The sequence below is a fragment of the Rathayibacter sp. AC451 genome, from assembly GCF_979253095.1.
In genome coordinates this window covers 1,454,590-1,471,495 of record NZ_CEEDBD010000001.1, presented here as the reverse complement: position 1 = coordinate 1,471,495, position 16,906 = coordinate 1,454,590, and the positions used below count along the sequence as shown (strand labels likewise).

The window sequence follows — 16,906 nt, the reverse complement described above, 5'->3', positions numbered from 1 at the left end:
GCGCACCGTGGCCACGGCTTCCCCCTCTCCGGCGCTCGAGCGGCGCTCCTTCTCCCTCCCGCCCTGGGCGTCCGGACTCCTCGGGGTCGTCGGCATCGTGGCCGTCTGGTGGGCCATCGCGCTCGTCAGCGCACCCACCGGCTCCTCGACCTACGCCGTCGTACCCACGCCCGTGCAGGTCGTGCAGGTCGCGATCGACGACGGCTTCGGCTTCTACTGGCGCAACTTCTCCGTCACGATCGGCGAGGCGGCCGTGGGCTACTTCTGGGGCAATCTCATCGCCCTGGTGCTCTCGGCCCTCGTCCTCGTCGTGCCGTGGCTGGAGGGGATCGTCTCGCAGCTCGCGGTCGTCACGTACTGCGTCCCGATCGTTGCGATCGGCACCCTCGTCCTCCTGATCATGGGCGGCGCCGAGGCTCCCGGCCTCCCGAGCGCCACCGCGGTGTTCCTCGCCGGCCTCTCGGTCTTCTTCACCACTGTCGTGGGCAGCCTCCTCGGGCTCAAGGCGGCCGACAAGGCCTCGCTCGACGTGGTCACGGTCTACGGAGGCACGAGGCTCACGCAGCTGCGCAAGGTGCGCATCATCGCGGCCCTGCCCAACATCCTCTCGGCGCTGCAGATCGCGGTCCCCGCGGCCTTCCTCGGCGCGATCCTGGGGGAGTACTTCGGCAAGATCGAGACCGGAGTCGGCCCGATCCTGGTCGCCGCGCAGGTCTCGCTCAACTCGCCGCGCGTCTGGGCGCTCTTCCTGCTCTGCGCGGGAGTCGCGCTCCTGGGCTACGGCATCGTCGGACTGATCGGCCGCCTCGTCGCGCCCTGGTCCTCCGGAAAGCAGGCGCGCTCATGACCCTCACCCGCGACAGGACCGAGCAGTCGACCGACACGTCGATCCTCGCGGTCGACGAGCTCCGCCGTCAGCTGCGCTCGGCGGCGCTGGGCGCGACGCTCAAGAGCCTGCGCAAGAGCGCCCTGATCGCGCTCTCGACGATCGTGATCGTGCTCGCGATCTGGATCGGCGTCATCCTCTTCAGCGGCGTCTCGCCCTACGTGATCAAGGGCCCGTGGGACGTCTGGGACCACCTGGTCACCGGCGAGAGCGCCGCCGAGCACCGCGCCGAGCTGGGCGCGCTCTTCGCAGTCACCCTGTGGGACTCCTTCATCGGCTTCGCCGCCGGTCTCGCGGTCGCGATCCTCGTGGCGATCCTGTTCCGGCTCTCGAAGGGCGTCGAGCACGCCCTGATGCCCTTCGCGCTCCTGCTCCGCTCGGTGCCGCTCATCGCGATGGCGCCGCTGATCATCCTGGTGTTCGGCCAGGGCACGATCGCGTCCGTCGCGGTGGTCGGCGGCATCGTGGTGCTCTTCCCCGCCCTGGTCACGATCGCGTTCGGACTGAACAACGCCTCGCCGCAGATGCTCGACGTCGTCTCGGTCTACGGAGGGTCGACCCTCACCGCCATCCGCAAGGTCGCGATCCCCGGCGCGCTGCCGTCGCTGTTCGCGGCGATCCGCGTGTCGGTGCCGGGAGCCATCACGGGCGCCCTGCTGGCCGAGTGGCTCTCGACCGGCAACGGCATCGGCGGCTCGATCTCCGGCTGGTCGGCGCAGGCGCGCTTCGACGACGTCTGGTCGGCGGTCGTGCTCGTCACGGGCGTCTCGCTCGTGCTCTACACGGTCGTGCAGGTCATCGAGACCTTCGTGCTCTCGCGGATGTCGCTCTCGCTCAACTGAGCGCGCGTCGGCCCCGGGGCGACGCGCCCGGGCGCCGACGCCTCAGACGGTGACGAGCGCGTCGACGCGGCTGCCGGCGAGCAGCTCGCGGCCGCCGAGACCGTCGAGCTCCATGACGACGGCGATGCCCTCGGGCTCCAGCCGGCCCGCTCGATCAGCCGGCGGCTCGCGTGGAGCGTTCCGCCGGTGGCGAGCACGTCGTCGACGAGCAGGAGCCGCGCGCCCTTCGGCACCGCGTCTTCGTGCACCTCGAGGGTCGTCGTGCCGTACTCGAGCGTCGCGTCCTCCCGCAGGACGGCGCGGGGGAGCTTGCCGGGCTTGCGGATGGTGACGACGCCGAGCCCCGCCGAGTAGGCGGCGGCCGCCGCGAGCAGGAAGCCGCGTGCCTCCACTCCGGCGATCGCGTCGATCCGGCCGCGGTAGGGCTCCAGCAGCGCGTCGGCCACCGCCCGCAGCGCCTCGCCGTCGCCGAAGACGGGGGTGAGGTCGCGGAACAGGATCCCGGGCTCGGGGAAGTCGGGGACGACCTCGGTGAGGCGCTCGACGAGGGCGGCGGCGGTCGTGGTCACGGGATCCTCCGGATCGGCTCGCGCGCGGGCGCGCTGCTGTGTTCAGGGCCCTGGAAGTCTACGCACGCCCTGCGTTCCCCTGCCGTTCGGGGGCGGTCAGTAGACTCCTTCCCGACCGCTCCCACCCTCCGGGGGCGCACCCGTCAAGAGGAGATAGTTGTGGCCCTTATCGAGGCAGTCGTCGCCCGAGAAATTCTGGACTCCCGTGGCAACCCCACGGTCGAGGTCGAGGTCCTGCTCGAGGACGGCGCGTCCTCGCGAGCGGCCGTGCCCTCCGGCGCGTCCACCGGTGCCTTCGAGGCGTACGAGCTGCGCGACGGCGACTCCGAGCGCTACCTCGGCAAGGGCGTGCAGAAGGCGGTCGACGCCGTCATCGACGAGATCGGCCCGGCCATCGAGGGCTTCGACGCCACCGACCAGCGCCTCGTCGACGCCGAGCTGATCGAGCTCGACGGCACCGAGAACAAGTCGCGCCTGGGCGCCAACGCGATCCTCGGCGTCAGCCTCGCGGTCGCGAAGGCCGCCGCGCAGTCGGCCGACCTCGACCTCTTCCGCTACGTCGGCGGCCCGAACGCCCACACGCTGCCCGTCCCGCTGATGAACATCATCAACGGCGGCGCGCACGCCGACACCGGCGTCGACATCCAGGAGTTCATGGCGGTCCCGCTGGGCGCCGAGTCCTTCTCGGAGGGCCTGCGCTGGGGCGTCGAGATCTACCACGCGCTCAAGGCGCAGCTGAAGAAGGCCGGCTTCGCCACGGGCCTGGGCGACGAGGGCGGCTTCGCCCCCGACCTGCCCACCAACCGCGAGGCGCTCGACTTCATCCTCAAGGCCGTCGAGGCCGCCGGCTTCACCCCCGGCAAGGACATCGGACTGGCGCTCGACGTGGCCTCCTCCGAGTTCTACAACGACGGCGCCTACACGTTCGAGGGCAAGAAGCTGACCGCGGAGGAGCTCTCCGCCTACTACGCCGACCTCGTCGCCAACTACCCGCTGGTCTCGATCGAGGACCCGCTGGACGAGGACGACTGGGCCGGCTGGACCCACCTCACCGCCGAGATCGGCGACAAGGTGCAGCTCGTCGGAGACGACCTCTACGTCACCAACCCGGTGCGCCTGGCGCGCGGCATCGCCGAGAAGGCCGGCAACTCGATCCTGGTCAAGGTGAACCAGATCGGCACGCTCACCGAGACGCTCGACGCGGTGGCCCTCGCCCAGCGCAGCGGCATGACCGCGATCCTCTCGCACCGCTCCGGCGAGACCGAGGACACCACCATCGCCGACCTCGCGGTCGCGGTGGACGGTGGCCAGATCAAGACGGGCGCCCCCGCCCGCTCGGACCGCGTCGCGAAGTACAACCAGCTGCTGCGCATCGAGGAGATCCTGGGAGGTGCGGCCACCTACGCGGGTCGCTCCGCCTTCCCGCGCTTCTCGGCGTAGCCTCGCCCAGCGGCCCCGGTCGTCCCGCACCTCGGTGCGGGCACCGGGGCCGCTCCCGTTCCCCCAGCACCGCCGAGGAGGCCTCCGCCATGGCTCGACCGCCCCGCCGTCCCTCCGCTCCCGGCAGCGCCCCGCGTCGGCAGGAGCCGGAGGCTCCGATCGCGTCCTCGGGTGCCGCGGAGCCCGGTGCGGCGTCGTCGGCCGGTGCGGCGAAGAAGCCCGGTGCGGCGAAGAGGCCGGGCGCGGCGTCGAAGCCCGCCTCGGGGACGAGGAGCGCAGCGGCGTCCGGCTCGACGCGCAGCCGCCCCGCCGGTGCGGCGTCCCGGTCCGGGGCGTCCCGCCCCGCCCGCCCGAAGCAGCCGCCCGCCGCGCCGTCGTCCGCGTGGATCGCCGGCGTCCGCGGCTCCGGCTTCACCCTCCTCGTGATGGGGATCATGATCATGGCCGTCGTGGTGCTCGCCCCGAGCGTGAAGACCTTCGTCGAGCAGCGCGCCGAGATCGCCGAGCTCCAGCGCACGGTCGACGCCGCCAAGACCCAGGCGCAGAACCTCGACGAGGAGCGCACGCGCTGGTCGGACCCCGCGTTCATCCGCGCGCAGGCCCGCGAGCGCCTCTACTTCGTCATGCCGGGCGAGGTCAGCTACCTGGTGCTCGACGACATCGCCGTGGCGCAGCAGGCGGAGCAGCCCGCGAGCGACTCCGTGCAGGAGACGCCGGTCGACTGGGCGGGCTCGCTGCTGTCCTCGATCGCGGTGGCCGGCCTCGGGGAGCCGACGACCGAGGAGCTCGCGCCCGCCGAGCCGGCTCCGCCCGCCCCGTGAGCGCCCCGGCGTAGACTGGATCGTTCCGTCCGGTCGACGTCCCCTGGAGCCCTCGTGACCACGCCCCCCTTCGATCCGCCCAGCGAGCGCGACGTCGCCGTCGTCTCCGCCCAGCTGGGCCGCCCCGCCCGCGACGTGGTCGGCATCAGCGCCCGCTGCGTCTGCGGCAACCCCACCGTGGTCTCGACGAGCCCCCGCCTGGCGGACGGCACGCCGTTCCCCACCTTCTACTACCTCACGCACCCCGCCGCGACGGCCGCGATCTCGCAGCTCGAGGCCACCCAGGTGATGGCGGAGTACAACGACCTCCTCGCCGAGGACGAGCAGCTGCGGGAGGCGTACGCCGCCGCGCACCGCGCGTTCCTCGCGGACCGCGAGAGCGTCGGCTCCGTCCCCGAGATCGCGGGCATCTCCTCCGGGGGCATGCCCTCGCGGGTGAAGTGCCTGCACGCGTTAGCCGCCCACTCGCTCGCCGCGGGTCCGGGAGTGAACCCGATCGGCGACCTCGCCCTCGCGCGCGCCGACTGGTCTCCCGAGCGCTGCGCCTGCCGTCCGTTCGACGACTCCGCCGCCTCCTAGGCGGGAGGGCGGTCCGCCTCGATCGGCCCGCACTTCGCTAGACTTCGGATTCGTCGGGGTCAGTGCTGCCACCCGCCGTCGAGAGCGGGCACTTCGCGAGTAGTAGGGTGTTCGCACAGTCCATCCCTCTGGAGAGTTCACCGTGCCCAAAATCCTCATCGTCGGTGGCGGCTACGCCGGTTTCTACACCGCGTGGAAGCTCGAGAAGTACCTGCGCCCCGGCGAGGCCGAGGTGACGATCGCCGACCCGCTGCCGTACATGGCGTACCTGCCCTTCCTTCCGGAGGTGGCCGCCGGCTCGATCGAGCCCCGCCACGCCATCGTGTCGCTCCGCCGCCACCTGAAGAAGACCGCGATCCTCGCCGCGAAGGTCACGAAGATCGACCACGCCGCGAAGACCGCCGTGATCACCCCCACGGTCGGCGAGCCCTACGAGTTCGAGTACGACCAGATCGTCGTCACGGCCGGCTCCGTCTCGCGCACCTTCCCGATCCCGGGCGTCGCCGACAACGCGATCGGCCTCAAGACGATCGAGGAGGCGACCGCGATCCGCGACCGCATCCTCACCAACTTCGACAAGGCGGCCACGCTGCCCGCCGGTCCCGAGCGCTCGCGCCTGCTGACCGTCACCGTCGTCGGCGGAGGCTTCGCCGGCATCGAGGTCTTCGCCGAGCTCCGCTCCTTCGCGAGCGCGCTGCTCAAGCGCTACCCCGAGATCGACTTCGAGGAGACGCAGTTCCACCTCGTCGAGGCCATGGGGCGCATCATGCCCGAGGTCGCGCTCGAGACCAGCCACTGGGTGCTGAAGAACCTCGACCAGCGCGGAGCGACGGTCCACCTCGACACGCAGCTGAAGTCGGCCCAGGACGGCGTCATCGAGCTGTCGACCGGTCAGACCTTCGAGTCGGACCTCATCATCTGGACCGCGGGCGTCATGGCGAACCCGTCGATCAAGAACTCCGACCTCCCCATCGAGGAGCGCGGACGTCTGCGCGTGCGCCCCGACCTGCGCGTCGGCCACGACGACGTCCTCGTCGAGGGCGCTTGGGGTGCCGGCGACGCGACCGCCGTCCCCGACCTCACCGGCGGCGGAGTGGGCGGCTACTGCGTCCCGAACGCCCAGCACGCGGTGCGCCAGGGCAAGCTCATGGCGAAGAACATCGTCGCGGTGCTCCGCGGCGAGAAGCCGAAGGACTACTTCCACAAGAACATCGGAGCCGTCGCCGGTCTCGGCATCGGCATCGGCGTCTTCCAGTCCGGCAAGATCGCGATCAAGGGCTTCCCCGCCTGGGTGATGCACCGCGGCTACCACGGCCTGGCCATGCCCTCGTGGGAGCGCAAGTTCCGCGTGGTGTGGGGCTGGTGGAACAACCTCTGGCTCGGCCGCGACATCGTGTCGATCGAGGCGCGCGAGTACCCGCGCGGCTCCTTCGAGACCTACGCGTCCCGACCGAAGGCCGCTCCGGCCGCCGCTCCTGCCGCTCCCGCGGCGGGTACTCCCGGCCCCGCCGGTGCGCCCGTGACCGTCGGCGGAGAGCCCGCCAAGTCCTGACCCCGCTCCCGCGGGGCGCGAGTGATCGCGCCCCGCGGAAGCCGCCCCCATAGCCCAATCGGCAGAGGCAGACGACTTAAAATCGTCTCAGTCTGGGTTCGAGTCCCAGTGGGGGCACTCCGCAGCGATCGTCGCCCGAGCGGGTGGAGGTCGCATCCGTCCTGACGCTTAGCCATCCGACTCCGCGGCGGCGGACGTTCCGGCGCACGTCCGATCGCACCCCGGGCCGCGACCTCACGTCGGGCCCCGATCCTTGTCGTCTCGGGGACGGCGCGTAGACCGAAGGGGCTCGGAACGGGCTGCGACCTCACGACGGGCCTCGATCCGTGACGTCTCGAAGACGTCCCGTTGCCCGAAGCGACTCGGGGCGGGCCCTGACCGGACGTCGTACCCCCGTCCGTGTCGCCTCAGGAGTGCTCCGAAGACCGAAGGGACTCGGAACGGGCCTCGACCGGATGTCCGGCCCCGGTTCACGTCGTCTCGGCGGGGGCGAGCACCGGTCCACCCGAAGGTCGACCTACCGCAGGTGCCCGGGCGGCCGGGAGCCCGCACCGATGCGCGCTCAGGCGGCTCGCGCGTGCTCGCTCCGCAGTCCGGGTGACCCGGCCAGGAGCGCCGCCGCGAGCACCTCGGTGATCTCGCCGGGGGCGCAGTCGGCGCAGAGGACCACCAGGTCCTCGGGGGAGGACTCGTCCGCTCCGGAGCGGTCGAGGACGACGGCATCGGTTCCACAGCTCGTGCATTCGATCATGCGGGTACCGTACGTCCGACCACCGACATCGCCGGGGCGCCGCTCGGCGGGTCCGGGGATCCGGGGCCGGCGTGCAGATGCGGCTACCCGTCAGGACGCCGCCCGTCAACACCGGATCCGCCCCGTGCCTCTCGAATAGAGTCGTGGCCGGGCGGTTCCACGCCCGTGATCGCGCGTGCGCACTCACTCGGGGAGCCGGGATCGCCCGTATCATCGGAGGGCGAGGCCGTACGGCTCCGTCCTCTTCTCGTGCCGCAGGGCACCGTACCGCACCGCCCGGAGACGGGCGGCAGGAGACCTCCATGGGGAAGCTGCTCTACGGCGCCTCGGGCGTCGAGATCGAATTCGACGACCGCACGCTCACGCACGTCCAGATCGTCATCGCCAACAAGCTGCGCCGCCGCGAGAGCTTCTTCTTCTCGTGGCGCGACGACCCGGCGGTCGGCGACGGGCGCTCGAGCATCTGGCTCGATCCCTCCGTGCCGCTCTACTTCAAGTACTTCGGCGGCCGGGTGCCCTCGATCAACCGCACGTGGATCGATCTGCTGACGGTCTCGGCGAACTCCTCCGGCGGACTCCAGCTCGTGCAGGAGCCCGACGCGGCTCCGACCCCGCCCCCCAAGGGCGAGCAGAGCCCCTAGGCCCCGGCCTCGCTCGAGAGACCTGCACCGTCCTGCACCGTCCACTCCATCAGCCGGGAAGAGCGACCATGAAGCGCGACGTCACCGCCCACCTCACCCTCGACGTGGCGCGACCCGCGTCGCTCGTCCTCTCGATCGCGGTGGCCGACGCCTACGCGGCCGAGGAGTCGCTCACCGTCTCGCTCGACGGTCGGCCCCTGCGCCCCCGCGAGGTGCTCGACCAGCACGGCACCCGGCTGCACGTGCTCGAACCCGGGGTCGGCGAGCTCGTCATCGACTACTCCGCCCGCATCCTCGGCCGCCTCGAGCCGATCGCGGGCGAGGAGGTGGACCGCCTGCGCTACCTCCGCCCGAGCCGCTACGCCGAGTCGGACGTGCTGTGGGCGACCGCACGGGCCGAGTTCGCCGGCCTCGCCGGGGCCGACCTCCTCGCCGCGGTGAGCTCCTGGGTCGGCACGCGCCTGGCGTACGTCACCGGGTCGAGCCTGCCCACCGACGGCGCCGAGCGGACGCTGCTCGCGCGTCGCGGGGTCTGCCGCGACTTCGCGCACCTCGTGGTCGCGCTCCTCCGGGCCCTGGACGTGCCCGCGCGCCTCGTCTCGGTCTACGCCCCCGGGCTGTCCCCGATGGACTTCCACGCGGTCGCCGAAGCCTGGATCGAGGGGGAGTGGCGGGTGGTCGACGCGACGACGCTGGCTCCCCGGCAGAGCCTCGTGCGCATCGCGACCGGACGCGACGCCGCGGACACCGCGTTCCTCAGTGTGTACGACGGCATCGCGACGCTCGGGGAGTTCACGGTCGGCGCGGTGGTCGACGAGCTGCCGGACGACGACGTGCGCGAGCCCGTCTCGATCGGCTGAGCGCGGCTACTGCTCCGGCTCGACGAAGCGGCGCCAGGCCCAGACCGACGTGCACACCACGGTGAACGCGACGACGGCGAAGACGACCGGACCGCCTCCGCCCTCGGTCGCCCACACGGCGATCGTGGGGGTGAGCAGGAGGAAGAGCACGGTCGTCGAGAGCAGGGTGAGACCCAGCCAGAGGACCGGCGACCACCGCAGGACGCTCTGTCCGGCCGGACGCCCGACCGGGAACAGCAGCACGACGCTCGACCCGACGGCGATCAGGGTCGTCGCGCTGAGCACCTCGGCGGTCAGCACGCCGCCGACGGAGCCGCCGGTCGGGACGACCGCGGAGGCTCCCCACGCGAGCCCCGCGAGACCCAGGAGCGAGACGACGCGCACCGTGGCGAGCTTGGCGCGGTCGACGGGCGAGGCGCCCTCCGGCAGGAGGAGCCCGATCACCACGCCGAACAGGAAGGCGGGGTCGAGTCCGGCGAAGCGCGAGAGCAGCGCCGCGGCGGCCACCAGGAGCAGCGCCCGCGGTGAGGCGACGATCCGGACGCCGGGCAGGCCCAGGCGCCGGCCGACGAGGGCGGGCACTCCGGCTGCGACGGCGTTGACGAGCGCCGTCGCGAGGATGACGGCGATCAGGAGCCTGAGGTAGGCGGGCTGGCTGTCGACGCGTCCGGAGAGCAGGCTGAGCCCGGCGGCGCAGCCGATCATGCCGACGACCATGGTGCGGGTCGAGGCGGGAGCGCGCTCGGGCTTGTCGTCGAACTCGACGCGCGCCCGGTTGCGGCCGGTCAGCTGCCAGGTGCGGGCCTCGCGGGGGTGCGCGGCCCGCCACGGCCAGTCTCGCGGGGACGACCACCAGCGCGAGCGACGCGACGGCCAGGGCCAGGGAGCGCATCCAGTCGGCCATCGTGCCCAGCGGTGCGCCGGAGGAGAGCGCGGTCGTCATGCCGGTCGCGGCGCTCCAGTCGCCGGGGGTGCCGCGGTCGTCGTCCCGCGGGGCGGGAGCGGGCGCGGAGTCGGGGGCGGACGGCTCGGCGCCGGGTGCGGGGGCTGCGGTGGCGCCCTCCGTCGGCTCGGGCCGCGCCGACGCCGTCGCGCTGCTGCCGGGACGAGCGGGGGTCGCCGTCGGGCGCGGTGCGGTCGATCCCGGAGTCGGCACGGCGGAGCCCGGGGTGCCGGAGGGGGATGCGCCGGTCGTCGTGCCGGGAGTGGCGGCGCCGGGTGCGGGGCTCCCGGCGGGGGCCGTCGCGGTCGGTCCGGGTGTCGCGGCGGCGAAGACGGCGTCGATCCAGGGGCTCGGCGAGCTGTAGTTGCCCGCCGAGTCGCCGAGGATCGCCGAGACGCGGTGCGGCCCGGCGGTGACGGTGCCGCCGGTGCACGTCCACGCGCCTGCACTGACGGGCGCCTCGCACGTGTTCACGCGGTCGACGTAGACGTAGGCGCGCGTCCCCTCGACGCCGGTGCCGGAGTACACGGCGCCCACGAGGGGGAGGGAGGCGCCGGCACCCGGGGAGGTCACGGTGGGCGCGGGTGGGGCGGCGGTGTCGACGACCAGCGTGACGGCGGCGCTCGGCCGCGAGACGGCGCCGCCGGCGAACGAGGCCGTCTGGGTCGCGGTCACGCGGTAGCTCCCCGGAGCCGGCGTCGGAGCGAGCTGGCAGAACCAGGCGCCGGAGCCGTCGGCCCGGGCGACGCACGAGGCACCGCCGTCGGTCGTCACCGCCACGCTCGCGCCCGGGTAGGCGGTCCCGCGGACCGAGCCCGCGGAGGTGGCCGAGCCGTCGACGGAGCCGATCACCGGCGGGCTCAGCACGGCGAGCTGCGCGGTCGTGGTCGTCGTTCCTCCTGCGGCGAGCAGCTCGACGGCCGTGAGCACCGCGGGTCCGTCGGCGAGCGTCGCGGTGCAGCTCCAGGTGTCGTCGGCCGCGACCGTCGTGATGCAGAGGGGATCGCCTCCGCCGCGGACGCCGACCTGGATCTGGTTCCCGGCCGTGCCGGTCCCGCTGACCGCGGTCGGGCCACCGGGGATCACGGATCCCGATGCGGGCGAGGAGACGGCCAGCGGCGCGGCCGCCGCGGCCGGGGCGAGTGCTCCGACGACCACCGCGACGAGGGCGGCGAGGAGCGCGGGGCGCCGAGCGCGCCGCATCCGGGATCGACGGACACGGCTCATCGGAGACCCCGATGAACCCCCCGGTCCTGCTGTGTCGACACGTCCTGGCACTGTGCGTCCATTGCACGGTCGCGCGCGGGCACTGTCAAGCGGGCGCGCCCGTCGTCACCGGATGGACACCTGCGGGCGGACGGCGACTCCGCCGGTCGGCGGAGTGGTCGGCGGACGGGAGAGCGCTTCCGCGAGAATACAACCCTCGACCCTTCGGAGGAACCATGAGCGAGGACGCGGCACGCGGACGCGATCGGCGGCAGGTGCGCGCCGAGGCCGCGCGCTTCGACGACCCCCGCGAGCTCGGGCGGCTGCTGCCGTCCGAACTGCGCATCGGGCTCGCCCAGAGCGCTTTCCAGACCGAGGGGTCGCTCGAGACCGGCGGGCGCGGCCGCTCGGTCTGGGACGACTTCGCGCTGCGGCGCGGCACGATCGCCGAGGAGGCGACGCCCGAGATCGCGACGGACTTCCTCCTGCGCTGGCGCGAGGATCTAGCCCTGCTCGTCGACCTGGGGGCCGAGGAGCTGCGGCTCTCGCTCTCGTGGCCCAGGGTGCAGCCCGACGGCCGCGGGCCGCTCGACCGCGGCGGACTGGGCTTCTACGACCGGCTCCTCGACGCGCTCGCCGAAGCGGGGATCCGCACCGTGCTGACGCTGCACCACCGCGACACCCCCTCCGCGCTGACGGGCGGGTGGATGAACCGCGACACGGCGTTCCGCTTCGGCGATCTGGCTTTCGACGTCGGAGCGAAGCTGGGGGACCGGGTCGCCGACTGGGTGACGGTGGACGAGCCGTCGACCGTGATGCTCGAGGGCTACGCGCTCACCAGGCAGGCGCCCGCGGCCGGCCGCCTCCTGAACGCGCTGCCGGCGCTGCACCACCAGCTCCTCGGGCACGGCATCGCCGTCGAGGCGCTGCGCTCGGCCGAGGTGAGCGGACGGATCGGCCTCGTCGACGCCCTCGCGCCCCTCGAGCCCGCGACGGATTCCGAGGCGGACGTCGCGTGGGCCGGTCTCGCCGACGTCCTCCGCAACCGGCTCGTCGCCGACGCGGTGCTCACCGGTGCGTACCCGCAGGGCCCGGAGGAGCTGCCGCCCTTCCTCGAGCGCCTCGCCCGCGTGGATCCCCGCGACCTCGAGCGCATCGCCGCGCCCCTCGACTTCTACGCCGTCGCCCCGCTGCCGCCGCAGCGCATCGCGGCGGGCCGGGATCCGTCGGCCCCGACCGGCGTCGGGGCGCCCCCGCTCCTCCCGTTCCACGAGCGGCCGTGGCCCGAGCTCGACCGCACCGGCGACGGCTCGCCGTCGGCCCCCTGGGCGCCGGTGTCGGTCCTCCGGCGGCTGGTGGAGCGGTACGGCGAGGCGCTGCCCCCGCTGGTCGTCACCTCGCTGGGGGCGAGCTTCCCCGACGTGCTCGACGAGGACGGCGCGATCGTCGACACCGAGCGGATCCGCTGGCTCGGCTCGCACCTCGGCGCTCTCGCCGAGGCCGTGCACGAGGGCCTGCCCGTCGAGTCCGTCCAGCTCTGGACCCTCGTCGACGCGTTCGAGTGGCAGCACGGCTACACCCGGCCGCACGGGCTCGTCGCCCTCGACGCACGAGGCGGCGACCGGGTGCCGAAGGCGTCCTTCGACTGGCTGAGGCGGGTGCTCGACGCGCGCTCCTGAGCGGCCGTGGCGGGAGGCGTGGCAGACTTCCGCGGTGCGCAGCCTCCTCGCCCTGGCCTCGATCCTCCACGCCGGCACCGCTCCCGTGCTCGCCGCGCTGGCCGATGTGCTCGCCGACGACGGCGCCTACATCCGCACCGCGGACGGGTTCGAGCGACGGCTCCCTCTCGCGGGTGTCGAGCAGTGGCGAGTGCTGGCCGACGAGGGGGGAGCGCGCGTCGAGTGCGAGCTTGTCGCCTCGTCCGCGTCGTCGGCTCTCGCCGGGGTCCTGGCCCGTCGGCGGATCCGGGAGGCGCCCGAGCGCTTCCGAGCGGTGGTCACGGCGGTCGCCGACCGCGTCGAACCGCGCTGAGTCACCGCATCCGCCCTGGTCGTGCCGCCGAACGGGGAATGCCCGAGTGCTGCTCGGCGTTGTGTAGGGATGACGGGGTGGGGCCTGGAGCCCCATCCGACCGGACCGCTCGGAGGAGCACGACGCAGATGGCAGGAACAGCAGTGAACAAGGGACGTGGGACGCGCGGCGGCGACGAGGAGATCGTCTACCGTCGCCATGCGAACGGACGCGGCATGGTCGCTCCCGGCTCGCGCGTCTCGGCGTCCGCCTACGTGGAGACGGGCGCCTACGTGGAGCCCGGCGCGACGGTCGGGGAGCGGGCGTGGATCGGCGCCGGCAGCTGGATCGACCGTGACGCGATGATCGGGCACAGCGCCTTCATCGGCGCGAACGTGCACGTCGGGCCGGAGGCGATCATCGGCCCGGGTGCCCGCATCGGCAGCTACACGCGCATCGGCGGCTCGGCCGTCGTCGCGACCGGAGCGCGGGTCGACCGCGACACGGTCGTGCCGGCCGGTGGCCGACACGGCGCCGAGGAGAGCACCCGCGAGGTCGGCAGGCGCGCCGCCTGACCCTCGCACCCCGGACGACCCTGTTCCCCGCGGCTCTCGAGCGCGGCGGAATAGGGTCGTTCCCATGTTCGAACTCCACCACCTCAGCGCCCAGGAGCAGTGGGACCAGCTGCAGCGCGGAGAGGTCTCGCCTCTCGAGCTCGTCGACCACTACCTCGCGCGCATCGACCGGTGGAACGGGGAGCTCGGAGCGTTCACGACGGTGACACCCGAGGCCGCCCGGCAGCGGGCCGCGGCTCTCACCTCCGGGGCCCTGCCGCGCACCGCGGCCCTGTGGGGGCTCGCGAGCGGCGACAAGGACCTGTGGCGGCGCAGGGGGGTGCGGACCACGTCCGGCTCGCGACTGCGCGAGGACTTCGTGCCGGACGTCTCGGACGAGATCGTCGACGTGCTCGACGCGGCCGGGGCGATCAGCCTCGGCAAGACGGCGTCCCCCGAGTTCGGCATGCCGTCCTACACCGAGAGCCGCGTGGGACCGCCGGCTGTCACGCCGTGGGACACCCGACTCGGCGCCGGGGGCTCGAGCGGAGGAGCGGCGGTGGCGGTGGCCGCCGGACTGCTGCCCTTCGCGCCGGCGTCGGACGGCGGCGGGTCCATCCGCATCCCGGCCGCCGCCTGCGGGCTCGTCGGGCTGAAGCCCTCGCGCGGCCGCGTGCCGGCGACGTCCGGCGTCGGCGGGGTCGGCGGTCTGGTCGTCGCCGGGCCGATCGCCCGCTCGGTCGCCGACGCGGGCCTCCTGCTCGAGGGGATGCTCGAGCGCCGCAACGGCGTGATCCCGCATCCCTATTCGGTGGCGGCTCCGGAGGATCGGGAGGGCTCGTTCCTCGGTGCCGCGGTCCGAGGCGAGGGCCGGTTCCAGATCGGCGTGCTCACCGCGTCCCCCTGGGACGACGTGCAGGACATCCGGCTGGAGCCCGAGGCGCAGGCCGCCTTCGACGAGGGAGTCGCCGCCCTCGCCGCCCTCGGGCACGGCCTCGAGGAGGCGTCGCTGCCGCCCAGCGCGGCGTACCCGGCCGCCTTCCGCACGCTCTGGCAGAGCGGAGCCTCGACGCTGCCGGTCGAGACCGCGGAGGATCTCGCGCTCCTCGAACCGCTCACCCGCTGGCTCGTCCTCGAGGGCAGGAGTCTCAGCGCGCGCGACATCGTCGAGGCGGCCTCGGTCCTCACCGCCTACGAGCGCGCCGTGATCGCCTCGTTCTCGACGTTCGACGCCGTGCTGGCACCCGCGATGACGATGACCCCGCGACCCGTCGGCTGGTACGACGCGGAGGATCCGGAGCGCAACTTCGCCCAGCAGGTGCAGTACACGCCGTTCACGTCCTTCGTGAACGTCAGCGGCCTGCCCGCGATCACGCTGCCGCTCTCGATGACCGAGGGCGGTCTGCCCATGGGGATCCAGCTGATCGGGCGGCCCGGCGGCGAGGCGGTGCTGCTCTCGATCGGAGCGCAGCTCGAGCGCCGTGCGCGCTGGCAGCGGCGGCATCCTCCGCAGTGGTGAGACCCCGGCGGATCATCAGGTCGGATCGCTTGGCGCTTAGGTAAGGCATGCCTATACTTGCTCTCGATGTGCATGTTCGAGGGACGCGACGGCCTGGAGCCGACGGGCGTCAAGCAGTTCCTGATCGCGGGCGACGAGACCGTCGTGCCGTGGATCCAGAGCATGCTCGACTCCCTCCCCGCCAACGCGCGCGGCCAGGTGTTCGTCGAGGTCGACGACGCCCGCGGGCTGCCGCCCCTGTCGGCGCCGGGTCGCGTCACGGTGACGTGGCTGGGGCGCTCCACCCGGTCCGGCGCCCCCGGCACCGGCGGTCTCTGCCGTCGGGGCATGGCGCTCGAGCGCGCCGTGCGCGCCTGGGTCGGCGAGATGTCCGTCGTCGACGGCGACTACCCGTGGGCAGACGAGCGCCACGACTTCTGCGCCTGGATCGGTGGAGCGGGCCCGCTGATCGCGGAGCTCGCCGCCGACGTCGAGGCTCGCCTGCGCGTCTCGGCCGAGCACGCCGCCCGCTGACCCGCGCTCCCGTTCCGTTCTCGGAGTTAGGTGAGGCTCACCTCACTATGCGATACTGAGGCGATGCCTCCGACGACCGCCGCCCCCGCCCGCCCGGCCTACCGGCCGTACCTCGCGACCGTCGCACGGGCGACCAGGATCGCGCCGCACTTCATCCGCGTGACCCTCACGGGCGACGACCTCGACTCCGTCGGCTGCACCGGCCCCGACCAGCGCATCAAGCTGGTGGTGCCGACCCCGACCTCCGACGCTCGCGCCTTCCTGTCCTCCGTCGCCGACCTCGACGCCCCCGACGGCGTCGCGGCCGACTGGTACGGACGCTGGCGCACGCTGCCGGACGAGCAGCGCAACCCGCTGCGCACCTACACGATCCGGGCCGTGCGCCCCGAGCTGTCCGAGGTCGACATCGACTTCGTCGCGCACGGCGACTCCGGCCCGGCCTCCGCCTGGGTCGGCACCGCCGCCCCGGGCGCCGAGGTCGTGATCATCGCCCCCGACTCCCGCTCCGAGCTCCCCGGCGGCGGTGTCGAGTGGCACCCGGGAGCCGCCACCTCGCTCCTGCTCGCCGGTGACGAGACGGCCGTGCCCGCGATCGGCGCGATCCTCGAGAGCCTGCCGGCAGACGCCTCCGGAGCCGCGTTCCTCGAGGTGCCCACCGCCGATGACCGCCTCGAGCTGCGCCACCCCGCGGGCGTGCACGTCACCTGGATCGTCCGGGAGAGCGGAGCGGACTGCGGAGCGGCGCTGGACGCCTCCGTCCGCACCTGGGCGACCCGGTTCCTCACGGCCCACCACCGCGGAGTCGAGGTGTCCGACGTCGACGTCGACAGCGAGATCCTGTGGGAGGTGCCCGAGGAGACGAAGGACCCCGGCCTCTACGCCTGGATCGCCGGCGAGGCCGGCGCCGTGAAGCGCATCCGCCGCTGCCTCGTCACCGAGCTCGGCGTCGACCGGAAGCGCGTGGCGTTCATGGGATATTGGCGCCTCGGCCGCTCCGAAGCCAACTGACCGAGCGGGCCGCAGGGACGCCGTCTGCGGCGTTGTCCTCGTACCGCATGGTTCCACCATGCGGAGCTCGTCCGCCTTGCAGACGACGCCCCTGCGACCCGCTCGGGGTCCGGTGGAGGGGACGCCGTCTGCGGCGTTGTCCTCGCACCGCATGGTTCCACCGTGCGGAGCTCGTCCGCCTTGCAGGCGACGCCCCTGCGACCCGCTCGGGG

At 73.3% G+C, this 16,906-nt stretch carries 18 protein-coding genes and 1 tRNA gene; 16 read left to right on the top strand and 3 right to left on the bottom strand.

The features are described from left to right. The first annotated feature begins 7 nt into the window (after nucleotides 1-7). Nucleotides 8-847: an ABC transporter permease gene (locus AC0CID_RS07085; RefSeq protein WP_207403451.1), complete on the top strand. Its 840-nt coding sequence runs from the start codon at nucleotides 8-10 to the stop codon at nucleotides 845-847. Then, the gene (locus AC0CID_RS07080; protein ID WP_465226259.1) at nucleotides 844-1,728 is read left to right on the top strand and encodes an ABC transporter permease; all 885 of its coding nucleotides are present in this window, start codon (nucleotides 844-846) and stop codon (nucleotides 1,726-1,728) included. Before AC0CID_RS07085 ends, AC0CID_RS07080 begins: the two co-directional genes overlap by 4 nt. On the opposite strand, the gene AC0CID_RS07075 is transcribed toward AC0CID_RS07080, so the two are convergent. Continuing rightward, a complete protein-coding gene (locus AC0CID_RS07075) occupies nucleotides 1,665-2,297 on the bottom strand; it encodes an adenine phosphoribosyltransferase (protein ID WP_465226258.1) in 633 nt (210 codons plus the stop codon). The two genes, AC0CID_RS07080 and AC0CID_RS07075, sit on opposite strands and share 64 nt — an antisense overlap. Nucleotides 2,298-2,456: 159 nt before the next feature. On the opposite strand from AC0CID_RS07075, the gene eno reads away from it, so the two are divergent. From eno to AC0CID_RS07050, 5 genes are all read left to right on the top strand, one after another. After that, the gene (gene eno, locus AC0CID_RS07070) at nucleotides 2,457-3,737 is read left to right on the top strand and encodes a phosphopyruvate hydratase (RefSeq protein WP_055793720.1); all 1,281 of its coding nucleotides are present in this window, start codon (nucleotides 2,457-2,459) and stop codon (nucleotides 3,735-3,737) included. A gap of 89 nt (nucleotides 3,738-3,826) precedes the next feature. Next, nucleotides 3,827-4,558: an FtsB family cell division protein gene (locus tag AC0CID_RS07065; RefSeq protein ID WP_465226257.1), complete on the top strand. Its 732-nt coding sequence runs from the start codon at nucleotides 3,827-3,829 to the stop codon at nucleotides 4,556-4,558. A gap of 54 nt (nucleotides 4,559-4,612) precedes the next feature. Next, nucleotides 4,613-5,137, top strand: a complete 525-nt coding sequence (locus tag AC0CID_RS07060) for a DUF501 domain-containing protein (protein WP_465226256.1) — start codon at nucleotides 4,613-4,615, stop codon at nucleotides 5,135-5,137. A gap of 142 nt (nucleotides 5,138-5,279) precedes the next feature. After that, a complete protein-coding gene (locus tag AC0CID_RS07055) occupies nucleotides 5,280-6,689 on the top strand; it encodes an NAD(P)/FAD-dependent oxidoreductase (RefSeq protein ID WP_465226255.1) in 1,410 nt (469 codons plus the stop codon). Nucleotides 6,690-6,732: 43 nt separating this feature from the next. Continuing rightward, nucleotides 6,733-6,806, top strand: a tRNA-Leu gene (locus AC0CID_RS07050). 445 nt (nucleotides 6,807-7,251) lie between these two features. On the opposite strand, the gene AC0CID_RS07045 is transcribed toward AC0CID_RS07050, so the two are convergent. Then, entirely contained in the window at nucleotides 7,252-7,440 is a 189-nt protein-coding gene (locus AC0CID_RS07045) for a hypothetical protein (protein WP_207403446.1), read from the bottom strand. A 302-nt stretch (nucleotides 7,441-7,742) separates the two neighbouring features. Here AC0CID_RS07045 and AC0CID_RS07040 point away from each other — a divergent pair, with 302 nt between their 5' ends. Both AC0CID_RS07040 and AC0CID_RS07035 read left to right on the top strand, forming a co-directional pair. After that, entirely contained in the window at nucleotides 7,743-8,081 is a 339-nt protein-coding gene (locus AC0CID_RS07040; protein WP_207403445.1) for a DUF7882 family protein, read from the top strand. A gap of 68 nt (nucleotides 8,082-8,149) precedes the next feature. After that, a complete protein-coding gene (locus AC0CID_RS07035; protein ID WP_465226254.1) occupies nucleotides 8,150-8,941 on the top strand; it encodes a transglutaminase-like domain-containing protein in 792 nt (263 codons plus the stop codon). A 6-nt stretch (nucleotides 8,942-8,947) separates the two neighbouring features. Here the strand turns inward: AC0CID_RS07035 and AC0CID_RS07030 are convergent, their stop codons facing one another. Then, on the bottom strand, nucleotides 8,948-9,646 hold the full coding sequence (locus AC0CID_RS07030) for a hypothetical protein (protein ID WP_465226253.1): 699 nt from the start codon (nucleotides 9,644-9,646) through the stop codon (nucleotides 8,948-8,950). 200 nt (nucleotides 9,647-9,846) lie between these two features. Between AC0CID_RS07030 and AC0CID_RS07025 the strand changes: the two genes are divergently transcribed. The 7 genes from AC0CID_RS07025 (at nucleotide 9,847) to AC0CID_RS06995 (ending at nucleotide 16,694) form a co-directional block, all read left to right on the top strand. Continuing rightward, nucleotides 9,847-10,248, top strand: a complete 402-nt coding sequence (locus AC0CID_RS07025) for a hypothetical protein (RefSeq protein WP_465226252.1) — start codon at nucleotides 9,847-9,849, stop codon at nucleotides 10,246-10,248. Between the two features lie 1,078 nt (nucleotides 10,249-11,326). Further along, complete coding sequence (locus tag AC0CID_RS07020) at nucleotides 11,327-12,769, top strand: glycoside hydrolase family 1 protein (protein ID WP_465226251.1); 1,443 nt, start codon at nucleotides 11,327-11,329, stop codon at nucleotides 12,767-12,769. Between the two features lie 34 nt (nucleotides 12,770-12,803). Further along, a complete protein-coding gene (locus AC0CID_RS07015) occupies nucleotides 12,804-13,121 on the top strand; it encodes a hypothetical protein (protein WP_465226250.1) in 318 nt (105 codons plus the stop codon). Nucleotides 13,122-13,249: 128 nt separating this feature from the next. Next, a complete protein-coding gene (locus AC0CID_RS07010; protein ID WP_465226249.1) occupies nucleotides 13,250-13,675 on the top strand; it encodes a transferase in 426 nt (141 codons plus the stop codon). 64 nt (nucleotides 13,676-13,739) lie between these two features. Further along, nucleotides 13,740-15,173: an amidase gene (locus tag AC0CID_RS07005; protein ID WP_465226248.1), complete on the top strand. Its 1,434-nt coding sequence runs from the start codon at nucleotides 13,740-13,742 to the stop codon at nucleotides 15,171-15,173. Nucleotides 15,174-15,245: 72 nt separating this feature from the next. Beyond that, complete coding sequence (locus AC0CID_RS07000) at nucleotides 15,246-15,686, top strand: SIP domain-containing protein (protein ID WP_465226247.1); 441 nt, start codon at nucleotides 15,246-15,248, stop codon at nucleotides 15,684-15,686. Nucleotides 15,687-15,749: 63 nt separating this feature from the next. Then, nucleotides 15,750-16,694, top strand: a complete 945-nt coding sequence (locus AC0CID_RS06995) for a siderophore-interacting protein (protein ID WP_465226246.1) — start codon at nucleotides 15,750-15,752, stop codon at nucleotides 16,692-16,694. Nucleotides 16,695-16,906 lie beyond the last annotated feature (212 nt).